This is a genomic window from Oceanobacter sp. ABM4_470 (assembly GCF_056158645.1).
On the sequence record NZ_JBSWTR010000002.1, the window covers coordinates 76948 to 92547 of the forward strand.

Here is a 15600-nt window from a genome sequence, read left to right on the forward strand (position 1 = left end):
TGAGTATAGTCAAGGCTGACGGTTTTGCCGGGCGGGCTTCAAATGGTATCCGTGGGGTCAATGTCCAGGTGCCAGCGCACCTGATGGAAGCCTTTCAGACTTTGCAGGTAATCAATCAGGGGGTCGAGCTTGCTGTGCAAGCCACCACGTTCCGGGCTGAACAGCTGCAACTGCTGGCGGAAGCGACCGGCGCGACGTTCCATAATGGCTGGAAACGGGCCAACCAGCACCAGCGGTGCCGGGCCATCGCTGACCTGAATGGGTGTGGATATCTGTTGCAGGAAGCCGCGGGCCTGATGCAACAGCTGCTCGGCCAGATGCTTCTGCGGTGATTCGGCCCGCAAAATCGCCATATAGCCGTGGGGCGGCAACTGCTGGTGCAGACGTTCTTTTAACAAGGTTTGGGCAAGGGCGTGGTAGCCGTCGTTGATCAGCAGGTTCAGCTGCGGATGGTCGGCGTAGAGGGTCTGAATCCAGACTTCGCCCGGGTGTTCGGCCCGGCCAGCCCGGCCAGCCACTTGCAGCACCAGCTGAGCGGTGTGCTCCATGCCGCGGAAATCGGCGCTGAACAAACCGGCATCAGCATCCAGAATCACCACCATGGTAACAGCCGGAAAGTGATGGCCTTTGGCCAGCATCTGGGTACCAATCAGAATCCGTGGGCCAGGCTCGTGAACCTGCTCCAGCAGTTCTTCAAAGGCATTACGAGTACGAGCGGTATCGCGGTCGACCCGGGTGATAGGCACCAGGGGGAACAGCACAGCCAGGTCTTCGGCCAGTCGTTCGGTGCCCTGACCCAGTGCGGTGACCTTGTCGCTGTGGCACTTGGGACAAAAGGCCGGTACTCCGTGCTGGTGGTCGCAGTGATGGCAGTGCAAACGCAACGGTGACTGGTGCAGTGTCATGCGGGCATCACAATGCTGGCATTCCGCCAACCAGCCACAATCGGGGCAGGCAAACAGCGGCGCATAGCCCCGGCGGTTGATAAAAATCAGCACCTGACGACCGGCTTCCATGTGTTTCTGGATATTGGCCAGCACCGGCTGGGCCAGCCCGAAGGTCAGTGGTTGATGCAAAATGCTGTGCAGCTTCATGCCCGGTGGCCGGGCGTTGCCCGCACGCTGGGTCAACTTCAGATGCAGGTAGCGACCGCTGAGGGCATTGTGGAGAGTTTCCAATGCCGGCGTTGCCGATCCCAACAGCACCGGCACGCTGGCTTTCTGGGCCCGCACCAGCGCAAAGTCGCGGGCGGAGTAGCGCACCCCATCCTGTTGCTTGAACGAGCCGTCGTGTTCTTCGTCCAGTACGATCAGGCCAAGCTCTGGCATCGGTGTGAATACGGCGGAACGGGTGCCAATCAGAATGCGGGCCGTGCCATTGCGGCACAGGCTCCAGGCCTGCAGGCGTTCACGGTCATTAAGACCGGAATGCACCGACACAATCGGTACACCAAAGCGTTCCTTGAAACGCTGTACGGTTTGCGGTGTCAGGCCAATTTCCGGCACCAGCACCATGACCTGATCACCGCGCTCGAGAGCAGCAGAGATCAGCTGCAAATACACTTCGGTTTTGCCTGAGCCGGTAACACCTTCCAGCAGCGCCGGTTTGAAGCTGCCTAATAGCGGCAGCAGGGCATCGAGGGCTTTTTGTTGTTCGCTGTTTAATGGCAGCGCTTCGCGCAGCTCGGTTTCGACCTCGGGCACTGGCAGGGTACGAGTGGCCTCAATCAGGCCAAGCTCCTCCAGGCGGCGCATTTGCGCAGCACCAAAGCCCTGGCTGGTGAGTGCCTTGTGGGCCCACTTGGGTTGCTGCTGAAAACAGGCCCATAGCGCCTGTTGCTGACTGCCACGCAGGCTGGGTTCCTGTTCATGGGGGCGGCGATGCCAACCGTCTTCCAGAGCTTCGTCCAGTGAACTGCCCTTACGCAACAGCGCGGGCAGCATCAGCTCCAGCACTTCGCCAATGCTGTGGTGGTAATAGCGGCTCAGCCACTGTCCCAGTTGCAGCTGTTCAGCGCCGAGCACCGGCTCATTGTCGAGCCGCTCCAGCAAGGGTTTGAGCTTTTTCTCGGGCACGTCGGTGTCGGTTTCGGTCGACAGTACAATGGCGGTCAGCAGCTGCTGACCAAACTGCACCCGTACCCGCTGTCCGGCCTGCCAGTCACTGCGTTGGCTGCCCTCGGTGGGCAGGTAATCAAAGCTGCGCCGTAACGGCACTGGCACGGCAACCCGTACAACGTAAAAAGACATGAAAAAACTTGCTGGTTGAAAAGTGTCTGGTATTATGCGCGTCCTTATTGTCTTCGCAAGGGGCTGGATCGCTTGAAAATAGCCAAGCCAGCCATATAAAGCCGAGGCAACCTTAACTTGGTAGCCTGTTAATCAGGTCAATAACAGTAGCGCGGTGGCATCCTACAAGGTGTTAGCGGCGTGAAGATTTCGAGGTGTTCCATGAAAGACGGTATTCATCCAGCATACGCTGAACTGACTGCAACCTGTTCTTGCGGTAACGTGATCAACACTAAATCCGCCAAGCCAGGCGAAATGTACCTGGACGTGTGCTCTGCATGTCACCCTTTCTACACTGGTAAGCAGAAAGTGGTAGACACTGGTGGTCGTATCGACCGCTTCAAGAAGCGTTTCGGTGGTTTCGGCAAGTAATTTTACTGCCACACCAACGCTCACAAAAAAGCCCGCCATTGTGCGGGCTTTTTTGTGAGCGTCGTTTGGGCGACGTTGCGGAAGAGTCTTGTAGGTTGGGCGGGCCCCAGCCTACGATGGTTCTGTCGACATCCGACATCCGACTCTTCAGCCCCTGTGATCTGACACAAACGGGTTGCTGCGGCGTTCTTGTCCGAAGCTGGATTCCGGGCCGTGGCCTGGAATAAAGCGCACGTCATCACCCAGCGGGAAGAGTTTTTCACGGATGGAGTGAATCAGGTCGTCGTGGTTACCTTTGGGGAAGTCGGTGCGGCCAATGGAGCCGTTGAAGAGCACGTCGCCCACTTGTGCCAGCTGTTGTTCTGGCTGGTAGAAGATAACGTGTCCCGGGGTGTGGCCGGGGGCATGGATAACGTTCAATTCCACGTTGCCTATCTGCACTGTGTCGCCGTCGTTAAGCCACTGATCGGGCGAGAATCCTTCCACCGGCGCAAAGCCGAACATCTGTACTTGCTGGGCCAGGGCGTCAATCCAGAAGCCATCGTCTTTGTGTGGGCCAATGACCGGCAGCTGATGTTTGCTGGCCAGTTCGGCGGTACCGCCAACGTGATCCAGGTGACCGTGGGTCAGCAGGATTTTGTCCGCTTCTGCGCCCATCTCGGCCAGTGCCGCTTCGATCTTTGCGATGTCGCCACCGGGGTCAATGATGGCGGCTTTTTTGGTGTCTTCGCACATGAAGATGGTGCAGTTCTGCGCAAAGGCAGTAACGGGAATGACCCGGTAGATCAGTGCCACGGTGTTGGCCCTTCGCTGTTGTTATCGTGAATGGTGGTTGCGACTGGCAGTGTATCAAACTCCCGTCCTGAGCATCGAGAAGCTGCTGCTCTACACACCGCCTGACAAACAGCCCGGCTCAGAAGCAGCCGGTTTAAAAGCCGGTCAGCGTGGGCGTCAGCTTGCTGTACTGTGGCATCACCATGCCGACGTTGGCGTTCACAAAGGTCGGGTCGGCAATGACGTAACGCTTGCCGTTTTGCTGCCAGGCCGTCCCTTCCACCTGGCCACGGAAGTTGATCGCCGTTGCAACATGGCCCGGGAAAGACACTATCACGGTGTCCAGTCCCAGCAGTTCGTTGACCAGCCAGGAATAGAGAATGGCGCGGTCTTCGCAGTCGGAGTAGGGGTAATACAGGGTCTCGGCCGCAAACAGGTAATTCTCCTGCTGGAATTGCTGTTCGTCGGTTTCATAGGCGAATGCTGTTTGCACAAAGCGAATCAGGCGGTTGGCGGCTTCCAGTTCGGTTTGATCTTTGACCAGTGGCTGCAACTGTTGCAGCAATTGTTGGCCAATGGCGGTGGGTACGCCAGCGCGGAAATAGCTGGCTAATGCCAGTTGCGGGTATTGGGCGTAGTAACCGACGTAGCCTTGCGGCAAGTCCAGTTGCACCGACCAGGGTTGGCCGTTGTATTTGAACCTGAGAGTACGGCGCTCGGTGTTGCCGCCCGCGACAAACCGGTTGGGTTGATCGAAGCGGATCGGTGCTTTACCCAGATCGTGTTGGCCGTCGTAGGTGTACACAGAGCTGGCGGTCAGGTTATCGCCGTTGAGGTTGACCGAGTAGTAGCGCTTGCCGTTGAGCGTAAAGAAGGTGACACCGTAAAGTTGCTCGGAGGTTGCGATTAACAGGTAAACCTGTTTGTCGTCATAGGCGACGCGGGCATCGTAGCCAGCCTTGACCAGCAGGAACCAGCTGGTGAGTACCCGGCTGTGTTCGGAAATATTAAGGCTGCGAACAAATTGGTCGAACAGTAATGCTGCACCCCAGTCGTTCAGTTGCAGCTGCTGGACGGTTTGCTGTAGCTCACTCACCAATGCCTGATGCGGGGTTTCCGCGAGGGTTTGCCAGGCCTTGGCGATGCCGTCGCTGCTGACGCGACGGAAGAAGCGTTGCTGGCGAAAGGTTTTCGGGTAGTGAATGGTGATGCGGTCGCCAAAGAAATCCAGCTGTGCCTGCCGCTGGTTTTTCGGTGCGGCTGGGGTGGCTGTTGTATCTGAATCTGTATCTGCGTCTTTTGGTCGTGGTGTCGGCTTGTCTGGTACTTCTGGCAGTATAGGCGGCAGGGTGACCAGCGGCGTGTCGTCTTTAATGATCGGTTCCGGTTCTGGTGCTTGCGGAAGATCGACAGGCTTGGGGGTGTTATCGCGCTGTTCCGGCGCGGAGATATCCACAACCTCCCACTGCTGTTGCAGGAATCCCAGAAATGCCTTGTCGTTGGCATCCAGATAGGCCTGATATTCCTTGCGGGTTTGTTGTAGCCATTGCTGGTATTCGGAATTGGCGAGGCTGCTAAGTGGCAGTAACGCCAGCGCACCGGCAAGTAATCTGGTGGACAGGGTCATCACAGAACAATGAGCCATATCGGCCCTCACAACGAATACAGTGTCAGAAACAACAAAGCCGGCAATCGCCGGCTTTATCGTCTGGCGAGTCGGTTACTCGCCTTTCATGGCAGCAATGTCTTCTGCCATTTCATCGAACGCTTTTTCAGACTGGAATTTCTGCCACAAAGCGCGATCGTTGGCCATCGAGGTCTTCAGCGCGGTTTCGGCAATTTCACTGACGCCTTCCGGGTTCAGACCAACCAGCACGGCCAGACCGCCATTTGGCATCGAAACCTGCTTCAGGATACGGGTGCCAATCAGGGTTTCCGAGGTGATCTGCTTGGTCACCGAGGTGTTCACCAGATCGACGGTTTCATCGTCGCCAGCGCCGGTGGTTTCGGCATACTGCTTGATCATGTTGGACACTTCCACCTTCATGGTGGTGGCCAGTTCCGCACGGGCTGCAGCAGAAGCCATTTGCTTCATGAAGTTCATGCCTGCACCGGACTTGTCGGCAAAGCCAACGGCGGTCAATCCAGCGCCTTCAGGGGCTTCACCACACACCCAGGCAGGTGCCGGTTGGTTGGTGCCCGGGTAAGGACAGTCGACGGCCTGGGGTTTGGTTTCACCACAGGCGGCCAGGGTCGCGGCAGCAGCCAGCATGACCAGGGTAGTACGAATCTTCATCATCTTCTCCTTGATAGGGGAGGCAAAGCCAGAAGGCTGTGACGGTCAAATGCATCGTGTTGGCAGCTTATCACGCCGCTGCCACACTGCGATGCCCTTTTGGGTACAGAACAGTATGCCAGCAACTGGATGGCCGGATACAGGTTGCAGGTCAGATTTTCGACCATCCATGTGACCGTTTTGCGGGCTGTTTAGCTGTGGCAGTGACCGCCCGCGTGAGCATGGCCGTGGGCCAGTTCTTCGGCGGTCGCTTCGCGAACGCTGCTGATCTCGACAGTAAACTCGATGGTTTTACCTGCCAATGGATGGTTGGTGTTGACTTCCACCATAAAACGGCCTGGTTTGATGACGCGTACCTTGCGTGGACCATTGTCCGTCTGAACGTCGGCCAGCATGCCTGCTTTCCATTTTTTGGCCCCTTGCAGGTGCTTGACTGGAATGCGCATGGTGGCGTCTGGTTTCGGTTGGCCGTAGGCCTGTTCCGGGCTCAGCGTTACAGTGAATGTGTCGCCTTCCTTATGACCTTCCACTTCGGCTTCAAAGGCTTCCAGCATCTGGTTGTGGCCGTGCAGGTACAAAATGGGGTCGCTGTTGGCAGCGCGGGTGGATTCGATCAGTTCGCCGCCTTTTTCAGACAGTTCGTAATGCAGTTCAACGACGGAATTTTTGGTAATCATGGTGTGTCTCTTGTCTGGGTGTGGCGCGCTTGCGGTCACGGCGTGTGTCCGGGCGAAGCGTGCCTCTGGCTGCGCAGTGTCTACACCGGCGGGCGGCTTGGCAATAGTCTGTTTGAGAACAATTCTGGTCTGCGCTGTTAGCCCCTTGATTTCAAAATTGTTGCCCCCATTTCTCTCCTTTAACCGAAAGCCGACAGGAAAAACGTATGACAACGATTGTATCCGTACGCCGTGGCGACCAGGTGGTGATTGCCGGTGACGGCCAGGTTTCCCTGGGCAATACCGTGATGAAAGGCAACGCCCGCAAGGTTCGTCGCTTGTACAACAACAAGGTGCTGGCCGGGTTCGCAGGCAGCACGGCGGATGCATTCACCTTGTTCGAGAAATTCGAAGCCCAGTTGCAGCAGCACCACGGTCAGCTGACCCGTGCGGCGGTGGAACTGGCGAAAGAGTGGCGTTCCGACCGCGCACTGCGCAAGCTGGAAGCCATTCTGGCCGTGGCTGACCATACCGCTTCCCTGATTATTACGGGCAACGGCGATGTAGTGCAGCCGGAAGAAGATTTGATTGGTGTGGGTTCCGGCGGTCATTTTGCGCTGGCGTCTGCCCGGGCGTTGTTGCGTAACACCGATATGAACGCCCGCGATATTGCCGAGAAGAGCCTCGCCATTGCCGGTGAAATTTGTGTCTTCACCAACGACAATATGACCATTGAATGTCTGGAAGGCGCAGACGTCAACGGCGGAGAAAACGTATGAGCCAGATGACTCCAAGAGAAATTGTTCACGAGCTGGACCGCCATATTGTCGGCCAGCACGATGCCAAGCGTGCGGTGGCGATTGCCCTGCGTAACCGCTGGCGTCGGATGCAGCTGAATCCTGAGCTGCGCGACGAAGTGACCCCAAAGAATATTCTGATGATTGGCCCGACCGGTGTGGGTAAAACCGAGATCGCCCGTCGTTTGGCCAAGCTGGCCAACGCGCCGTTCATCAAGGTGGAAGCCACCAAGTTCACCGAAGTGGGTTACGTTGGTAAGGACGTTGAATCCATCATTCGTGACCTGGTTGAAACCGGCATCAAGCTGCTGCGCGAGCAGGAAATGAAGAAGGTCGGCAACAAGGCCGAAGAAGCCGCTGAAGAGCGTATTCTGGATGCCCTGCTACCGCCAGCCCGTCCGGCTTCTGACTGGGATACCACCACCGAGCCGAAGCGCGAAGATTCTTCTACCCGCCAGGTATTCCGCAAGAAACTGCGTCAGGGCGAGCTGGATGACAAGGAAATCGACATCGAAGTGGCGCAAGCGCCAATGGGTGTTGAGATCATGACCCCGCCGGGCATGGAAGAGATGACCAGCCAGCTGCAAAACATGTTCTCCAATCTTGGCAACGAGAAGAAAACCTCTCGCAAGATGAAGATCGCCGATGCCATGAAGCTGATTCGTGACGAAGAAGCCGCCAAGCTGGTGAACATGGAAGACCTGAAGGTTCGTGCGGTCGAGCTGGTGGAACAGAACGGTATTGTCTTCATCGACGAAATCGACAAGGTTGCCAAGCGTGGCGAAAGCGGCTCTGGCGGTGACGTCAGCCGTGAAGGGGTTCAGCGTGACCTGCTGCCATTGATTGAAGGTTGCACGGTTTCCACCAAGCACGGCATGGTCAAGACTGACCACATCCTGTTTGTGGCGTCTGGCGCGTTCCATCTGGCCAAGCCGTCTGATCTGATTCCTGAACTACAAGGCCGTTTGCCAATTCGGGTTGAACTGCAGGCACTGACGCCGAACGATTTCGAGCGCATCCTGACCGAGCCTAGTGCATCACTGACCGAACAGTACCGTGCGTTGCTGAAAACCGAAGGGGTGGATCTGGAATTCCGCGAAGACGCCATCAAGCGCATCGCAGAAATCGCCTACGACGTGAACGAAACCACCGAAAACATCGGTGCCCGTCGTCTGCACACCCTGCTGGAGCGTCTGCTGGAAAAAGTCTCGTTTGAAGCCACAGACCTGACCGAAGCCGTTGTGATCGACGCCGCTTATGTGGACGAACAACTGGGTGCGGTGGCCAAGAACCAGGATCTCAGCCAGTTTATTCTCTGATATCTGTCATTGAAGAAAAATGAAGAAACCGGCCGTGCATCGCACCGCCGGTTTTTTTATGGGCGTTTTGCGGCCATAAAAAAGCCCGCTTCCGGGGAGGAGCGGGCAAGGACGCCAATGGCGTCGTCGAGTAGAGAGCGTCAGTCAAACATGGATGGCGTCAGGCCCGGAAACGGGCAATCAGCGAACTCAGGGATTGGGTGCTGCTGGCCAGGGTTTTGGCGGTAGCTTCGGTGCGGCCCATGTTGTCGGCAATGCGGCGCGATGCTTCGGCCACTTCGTTGACGTTGCCGCTGATTTCGTTGGCCGCCGCGCTTTGCTGTTCCACCGCACCGGCGATGCTCAGGTTCATTTCAGAAATGGTGCTGACCGCGTCGGAAATGGTTGAAATGGCTTCGCTGGCGTAGCGCGACATTTCGGAGGTGGCTTCCGAATGGCGGGCGTTTTCTTCCATGGAACTGACCGCCTGGGCGGCCTGGTTTTGCAGTCGGGAAATCATCTTGTTGATTTCTTCGGTGGATTCCTGGGTGCGCGACGCCAGGGTCCGCACTTCGTCGGCGACCACCGCAAAGCCGCGGCCTTGCTCACCGGCACGGGCGGCCTCAATGGCGGCGTTCAGTGCCAGCAGGTTGGTTTGTTCCGCGATGCCACGAATCACATCCAGCACCGAGCCAATGGCGTCGGTTTCAGATTGCAGGCCACGGATCACATTGCTGGATTCATCGATGTTGGAGGCCAGCTCCATGATGCGTTCGCGGGTTTGCTTCATGGTCTGCAAGCCGCGCTGGGCGTTGTCATCGGCGTCACGGGCAGCGGCCGCCGCCCGTTCGGCATTACCGGCCACTTCCTGAATGGTCAGGCTCATTTGCTGGGAGCCAGTGGCGGCCTGATCGGTTTGTTGCAGCTGGCTGTCGGCCATCTGGCGGGTTTCGTTGCCAAGGCCGGTGATCTCACTGGTCAGGCCTGACAGGTTACGCGCTGTTGATTGGCTCTCGCGCACCAGATTCTGGATGGTTTCCACAAACAGGTTGAAATTCTGGGCAATGGCGGTGATTTCATCGTCGCCACGTGCGGGCAGTCGCTGGGTCAGGTCACCTTCGCCCTGGGCTATGTTCGACATGGCGTTGTTGAGGTTCGACAGCGGCTGGCCGATGCTGCGGGAAATCATCAGAATCACGGCAACCAGCAGGCCAACAAAGATTACCGAGGTGGTCATCATGGTGATACCGGCATCGCGGCTGGCGGCGGCCACATCATCCAGATGCACGCCGGTGCCTATGATCCAGCCCCACTCCTTGAACAGGCGCACATAGCTGACCTTTTCCATTGGTTGCTTCTGTTCCGGGTGTTCCCAGAAATAGGACACGAAGCCACCGGCCGGATTCTCGGCGGTCACCTTGCTCATCTCACGGAAATGGTATTTGCCGTTGGCGTCCTGATTGTTGGTCAGGTCCTTGCCGATCAGCTGGGGTTTGATCGGGTGGCCGACCATCACGTTCTGTGGCGAGGTAATGAAATAGTAGCCCTTGCCATCGTCGTAACGCTTGGCCATCAGCACTTTCATGGCGTCTTTCTGGGCCTGCTCTGTGGTGGTCAGGCCTTCACGCGCGTGTTCGGCGTAGTGCTGGACGATGCTGTAGGTGTCGTCCACCAGATTCTTGGTGAAGGCCTTCTTGGCTGCCAGAGTCGACTCGTAGGTCTGGTTCAAGCCTTGCAGTACGATGACGGCAACGCACACGATGGTGGCAGCCAGCAGCATCCACAAGCGGGTTTTGATACTCAATTGGCGCAGTGAATTCATTCCCGGGTACCTGTATTGCTCTCATTCTTGTCGGTCACGCCTTGCGTCCGGCAAGGGCGATAGTGTGGGTCGACCATCGTCCGCCTGCGGGCGGATTTCATAGATGGTCTTTTGAGTCTAGGTTATATTTCAGACTTGCAATGGTTATCGTCAGAAAGGTGGCATGAGTGAAGCCAGATGGCATAAAAGTCAGAAAGAACAGTCGCTGCGTTGAACTGCGCTACGGCGAGCAAGTGTATGCACTGAGCTTTGAATTCCTGCGGGTGTGGTCACCCTCGGCCGAGGTGCGCGGGCACGGCACCGGTAATGGTGTGCTGCAAACCGGCAAGAAAAACGTTGGCCTGCTGCGCATTGAACCGGCGGGCAATTACGCTCTCAAACTGGTGTTTGATGATGGTCACGATTCCGGCCTCTACGACTGGAACTACCTGCGTCATGTGTGCCTGAATCACGACAGCATGTGGCAGGAATACCTCGACCAGCTTGAGCAAGCCGGTGCCAGCCGCGACAGTCTCAATATTAATTTCAAGGCGCTGTAACCTGAAATCAGCCTGAAAAATAGCTGACCCCGAAAGCAGGCGCGTCAGGCCTGCTTTCGGTATACTGTGCCAATACTACCAATCTGCCGGTGCTTCCGAACACCGGCTGAACACCGCAGGCCGTGCCGCAACCGAACCGATGGCAAGCCCCGGTGCCCCTTACAAGCATCAACATAAGGAGCCGACCCTTGGCGGATTCCCCTTCCAAAACCCCGGTCATCAACGATCCCAATGCCGCGCAGGAAGCGCAGAAGTACGACAATCCGGTGCCAAGCCGGGAAGCGTTACTTGCTTTTCTGGACCAAGCCGACCGGCCGATGACCCACGAGGAAGTGTGCCAGGCGTTGGCTGAAACCGACGAAGAGCGGGTTGAAGCCCTGCGTCGTCGCCTGATCGCCATGTGCCGCGACGGCCAGCTGATGAGCAATCGTCGCAATCAGTTTTTCCCACTCGAAAAAGCCGACCTGATTGTTGGCAAGGTGATGGGCCACAAAGACGGCTTTGGCTTTGTGCTGCGCGACGGCGATGACGATATTTTTCTGTCCAACCGCCAGATGCGTAAGGTCTTCCATGGCGACAAGGTCGCGGTGCAGATCATGGGCCACGACCGTCGTGGTCGGCCGGAAGGCAAGATCGTTCAGGTGATTGAGCGCAACACCCGCCAGATTGTCGGTCGTTATTACGACCAATCCGGCATGGGCGTGGTGCAGCCAGACAACAAGCGTATTCCGCTGGAAGTGCTGATTGCGCCGGAAAATCGCAATAAGGCAGAACACGGCCAGTTTGTGGTGGTGGACATTACCCAGCAGCCGAACCCGGGCAGCATGCCGCTGGGTCGAGTGGTGGAAGTTCTGGGCGAACACCTGGCGCCGGGGATGGAAATTGAAGTGGCGATTCGCAGCCACGACATTCCCAACGAATGGGGTGAAGGCGTTCAGGAAGAAACCGACGCCATTCCGTTTGAAGTGGCGGAAGCCGACAAGGTGAACCGCATCGACCTGCGTCACCTGCCGTTCGTGACCATCGATGGCGAAGACGCCCGTGACTTCGATGACGCGGTGTACTGCGAAAAGAACAAGAGCACCGGTGGCTGGCGTTTGTACGTCGCCATTGCCGACGTATCCCATTACGTCAAAGCCGGCTCCGAGCTGGACAAGGAAGGCCACAAGCGGGGTAACTCGGTGTACTTCCCGGGCTTTGTGGTGCCGATGCTGCCAGAGAAGCTCTCCAACGGCCTGTGCTCGCTGAACCCGAACGTTGATCGTCTGGTGATGGTGTGTGAAATGACCATCTCCAAGGCCGGTAACATCTCCGGCTACAAGTTCCAGGAAGGCATTATTCACTCCCATGCCCGCCTGACCTACAACAAGGTCTGGTCGATGATTCAGACGCCAATCACCGACGCCGGTCAGGAATGGCGTGACCACTACGGTGAGCTGGTTACATACATCGACAACCTGTACGAGCTGTTCAAGCTGCTGCGTAGCAAGCGTGAAGAACGTGGCGCGATGGACTTCGATTCGGTCGAAACCCGCATCCAGTTCGATGCCGAGCGCAAGATTCAGGAAATCGTGCCGACTGAGCGCAACGACGCCCACATGCTGATCGAAGAGTGCATGCTGGCGGCCAACGTCTGTACCGCCAACTTCCTGCAAAAATACGAAGTGCCGTGCCTGTACCGCGTGCACGCTGGCCCAAGTGCCGACAAGCTGGAAAACCTGCGGGCTTTCCTTGGCGAAATGGGCCTGTCGGTGAACACCGGCAAGCGTGATCCGCATCCGAAGGACTACCAGATTCTGCTGGAGCAAATTGCCGACCGTCCGGATTCTCATCTGATCCAGACCGTACTGCTGCGCTCGCTGAGCCAGGCGGTTTATCAGCCGGACAACGAAGGTCACTTTGGTCTGGCCTACAAGGCCTACACCCACTTCACCTCGCCGATTCGTCGTTACCCGGACTTGCTGGTGCACCGCGCCATTCGCAGCGTGATTCGCTCCGAACAGGAATGCCGTAACTGTGTGCGGGTGGAAACGGCCAAGCCGCTGCCGAAATCGGAAATTTACCCGTACGACATGGCCAAAATCATCGAGCTGGGCGAACACTGCTCAATGACCGAACGCCGTGCCGACGACGCCACCCGCGACGTGACCGACTTCCTCAAGTGTGAGTACATTCGCGATCGCGTGGGTGAAGTGTTTGAAGGCGTGATTTCCGCCGTCACCGGCTTCGGTTTGTTTGTTGAACTGAAAGACGTTTACGTTGAAGGTCTGGTACACGTGTCCTCACTGGGCAACGACTACTACCACTTCGATGCCGTCAAACACCGCATGACTGGCGAGCGCACCCGTCGCAGCTTCCGCCTCGGCGACAGCCTGTGGGTGATGGTGACCGCGGTCGACCTCGACGAACGCAAGATCGACTTTGAACTGGCCACAGCGCCAACCAACAGCGGCCGCCAGTCAATGCCGGAACCGGCGCGAGTACCACGCAAACGCGTAGCGACCGTCAAGGGCGTTGAAGAGCAGCCATTGAAGGCCGGCAACAAGCCGAAAAATCGCACCAAAAAACCGCGTCTGAACGCCGATGTCGGCAAAGCCGTTGACCCGATGACTGGTGAACTGGTCGACGTGGTACCGGCAGAAGACCGTCCGTTTGGACCGAAAAAATCCGGCTCTGGCAAGCGCAAACCGGCCAAAAAAGGCGGCAAAAAGCCATTCGGCAAGAAGCCTTCAGGCAATGCTGACAGCAGTGAGTCGGCACCCAAATCCGACAAGAAAAAGCCCAGCAAACGTCAGAAGCTGAACGCCAAAAAGAACGCCAAGAAAAAAGCCGCCAAGAAGGCGAAGAAGGCTTAATTTCTGGCGTCTGGCGTCAGACGCACAGCACTTAGCAAAACCAACAGCGCGGCCTGATTTCTGGCCGCGCTTTGCTTGATACCACTTAACACCGAACCATCAGAGAAATCACCGTATGAAACTCGAAGCCGTCTATGGACTCCACGCCGTTACCACCTTGCTGCAGCGCAGCCCGGATCAGGTAACCGAAGTCTGGGTGCAGAAAGGCCGCCTCGACAAACGGATGGAGCGGGTGTTGGATGAAGCCATGAAGCTCGGCATCGCTGTGCGTGAAGCCGACAAGGGCCTGCTGAACCAGAAGGTCGATGGTAACCATCAGGGCGTGATTGCGTTCCGCAAACCGATCCAGCAAGCCTCCGAACGCAACCTGCCGGATATTCTGGAAAAGATCGAAGGCACGCCGTTTATCCTGATTCTGGACGGCGTGACCGACCCGCATAACCTCGGTGCCTGTATTCGTACTGCCGACGCCGCTGGTGTGCATTTGGTGATTGCGCCGAAAGACAAATCGGCGCCATTGAACGCCACTGCCGCCAAAGTTGCCTGTGGCGCAGCCGAGGTGGTGCCTTACGTGCAAGTGACCAATCTGGCGCGCACCATGAAAGATTTGCAAGAACGGGGTATCTGGATCATCGGCACCGCCGGTGAGGCGACGTCATCCGTGTACCAGCAAGACCTCAAAGGCCCGCTGGCGCTGGTGATGGGAGCCGAAGGCGCTGGCATGCGTCGCCTGACCCGTGAACACTGCGACGGCCTGATCAATATTCCAATGGCCGGTGAAGTCAGCTCGGTGAACGTTTCCGTCGCCACCGGTATCTGCCTGTTTGAAGCGGTACGTCAGCGCGGTTTGTAATGGCTGTTATTGAATAGCGGAACCCCAAAAGCGAGCCCAGGCTCGCTTTTTTATTGGTGTTTGCCCGCTAATCAGAACCGGTAGCCGATCGCGCCAATGTACTCGTCGTAATAGAAGGTCTGGCTGGCGCGGTCGCTGCTGTATTTGCTGGTAAGGACATCGTCCATATCGGCGTAGCCGTATTTGCCAATAAAGCGCACAAACAGGCCTTTCCAGAGGTTGGCTTCAACGCCCACTTTCACCAGCGTGCTGTAACCGGCCACGTGCCATTCGTCGTTGCGGTCGCCGCCCATCAGGGTGACGTTACTTTTCGGGTACAACACCCCGGCACCAACACCGGCAAACAGCGCGATATCCCGGTCTTCACTGAATTGCCACACCGGCAAGTAGGCTTCGGTTTCCAATGAAATCTGGTTAAAGCCGTCGGTGTGTTCGTAGGTCAGGAAGTCGCTGCTGAGCACTTTGTCTTCAGCCGCCGGATCACTTTTCTCGAAGCCTTCGCGCTCATTGGTGCCGGTCATGGTGACGGTCTGGCCCTGGTCCATCACGTACTTCATGTGGTCCCAGCCCAGCGATACCGACCAGTTGTCGGCAACAAAATAACCAACACGCCAGTTGTACTGGGGAATCGTCAAGCGGCCCGGATTGAGGTAGCTGTGAAAAATCTGGGCGATGCTGAACGGTGTCTGACGGTCACTGGCGCTGACGTTGTGCAATGTGTAGTCGTAGTCATCGCCTTTGAAGTGAATATCGCTGTCGGAGTAGGTGGCGTTGTTCCAGCCCCAATAGCCGTAAAACTGGCCTTGTTGGCGCATGGCGGCACTGGCTGGGTTGGCCATACCAAGGAAAACAACAGCGCTGGAAGCCAGCAGTCCAAAAGAGCGAAGGGAGCGTGAGTGCATGAAAAGCCTGTGGTTCTTTTATGGGGCGACGGGAGGATGTCGCTGGGGGTGTTACGGTTGCGCTAGCCGTTACAACACCTGGGTGTTATTCCGGGACCTGAGTGTTATTTCAGGACATTAGAAGCGCTTTAAGAAAGGACAGCGAGAC

13 protein-coding genes are annotated in these 15600 nt (G+C 57.2%); 6 read left to right on the top strand and 7 right to left on the bottom strand.

Annotation, left to right across the window (positions count from 1 at the left end):
* Positions 1-38: 38 nt before the first annotated feature.
* Positions 39-2249 (bottom strand): primosomal protein N', encoded by a 2211-nt coding sequence (locus ACXADJ_RS17160; RefSeq protein WP_475068382.1) that lies wholly within the window; start codon positions 2247-2249, stop codon positions 39-41.
* A 201-nt stretch (positions 2250-2450) separates the two neighbouring features.
* On the opposite strand from ACXADJ_RS17160, the gene rpmE reads away from it, so the two are divergent.
* Positions 2451-2660, top strand: coding sequence for a 50S ribosomal protein L31 (rpmE, locus tag ACXADJ_RS17165; RefSeq protein WP_028293669.1), 210 nt, complete (start codon positions 2451-2453; stop codon positions 2658-2660).
* A 147-nt stretch (positions 2661-2807) separates the two neighbouring features.
* On the opposite strand, the gene ACXADJ_RS17170 is transcribed toward rpmE, so the two are convergent.
* From ACXADJ_RS17170 to ACXADJ_RS17185, 4 genes are all read right to left on the bottom strand, one after another.
* A complete protein-coding gene (locus tag ACXADJ_RS17170; RefSeq protein ID WP_475069133.1) occupies positions 2808-3449 on the bottom strand; it encodes an MBL fold metallo-hydrolase in 642 nt (213 codons plus the stop codon).
* 139 nt (positions 3450-3588) lie between these two features.
* Positions 3589-5079: a hypothetical protein gene (locus tag ACXADJ_RS17175; protein ID WP_475068384.1), complete on the bottom strand. Its 1491-nt coding sequence runs from the start codon at positions 5077-5079 to the stop codon at positions 3589-3591.
* A gap of 75 nt (positions 5080-5154) precedes the next feature.
* Complete coding sequence (locus ACXADJ_RS17180) at positions 5155-5730, bottom strand: LPP20 family lipoprotein (RefSeq protein ID WP_475068386.1); 576 nt, start codon at positions 5728-5730, stop codon at positions 5155-5157.
* Between the two features lie 191 nt (positions 5731-5921).
* Complete coding sequence (locus tag ACXADJ_RS17185) at positions 5922-6407, bottom strand: FKBP-type peptidyl-prolyl cis-trans isomerase (protein WP_475068388.1); 486 nt, start codon at positions 6405-6407, stop codon at positions 5922-5924.
* A gap of 206 nt (positions 6408-6613) precedes the next feature.
* Here ACXADJ_RS17185 and hslV point away from each other — a divergent pair, with 206 nt between their 5' ends.
* Both hslV and hslU read left to right on the top strand, forming a co-directional pair.
* Entirely contained in the window at positions 6614-7165 is a 552-nt protein-coding gene (gene hslV, locus ACXADJ_RS17190) for an ATP-dependent protease subunit HslV (RefSeq protein WP_028293664.1), read from the top strand.
* Complete coding sequence (hslU, locus tag ACXADJ_RS17195; RefSeq protein WP_028293663.1) at positions 7162-8502, top strand: ATP-dependent protease ATPase subunit HslU; 1341 nt, start codon at positions 7162-7164, stop codon at positions 8500-8502. Before hslV ends, hslU begins: the two co-directional genes overlap by 4 nt.
* A gap of 160 nt (positions 8503-8662) precedes the next feature.
* On the opposite strand, the gene ACXADJ_RS17200 is transcribed toward hslU, so the two are convergent.
* Complete coding sequence (locus ACXADJ_RS17200; protein ID WP_028293662.1) at positions 8663-10303, bottom strand: methyl-accepting chemotaxis protein; 1641 nt, start codon at positions 10301-10303, stop codon at positions 8663-8665.
* A gap of 167 nt (positions 10304-10470) precedes the next feature.
* Between ACXADJ_RS17200 and ACXADJ_RS17205 the strand changes: the two genes are divergently transcribed.
* The 3 genes from ACXADJ_RS17205 to rlmB all read left to right on the top strand — a co-directional run bounded on the left by ACXADJ_RS17205 (position 10471) and on the right by rlmB (position 14550).
* Entirely contained in the window at positions 10471-10842 is a 372-nt protein-coding gene (locus ACXADJ_RS17205) for a gamma-butyrobetaine hydroxylase family protein (protein WP_028293661.1), read from the top strand.
* Positions 10843-11030: 188 nt separating this feature from the next.
* Positions 11031-13697: a ribonuclease R gene (gene rnr / locus ACXADJ_RS17210; protein WP_475068391.1), complete on the top strand. Its 2667-nt coding sequence runs from the start codon at positions 11031-11033 to the stop codon at positions 13695-13697.
* 115 nt (positions 13698-13812) lie between these two features.
* Positions 13813-14550, top strand: a complete 738-nt coding sequence (rlmB, locus tag ACXADJ_RS17215) for a 23S rRNA (guanosine(2251)-2'-O)-methyltransferase RlmB (RefSeq protein ID WP_475068393.1) — start codon at positions 13813-13815, stop codon at positions 14548-14550.
* Positions 14551-14621: 71 nt separating this feature from the next.
* Here rlmB and ACXADJ_RS17220 read toward each other — a convergent pair whose 3' ends face one another.
* Positions 14622-15452, bottom strand: coding sequence for a hypothetical protein (locus ACXADJ_RS17220; protein ID WP_475068395.1), 831 nt, complete (start codon positions 15450-15452; stop codon positions 14622-14624).
* Positions 15453-15600: the final 148 nt, after the last annotated feature.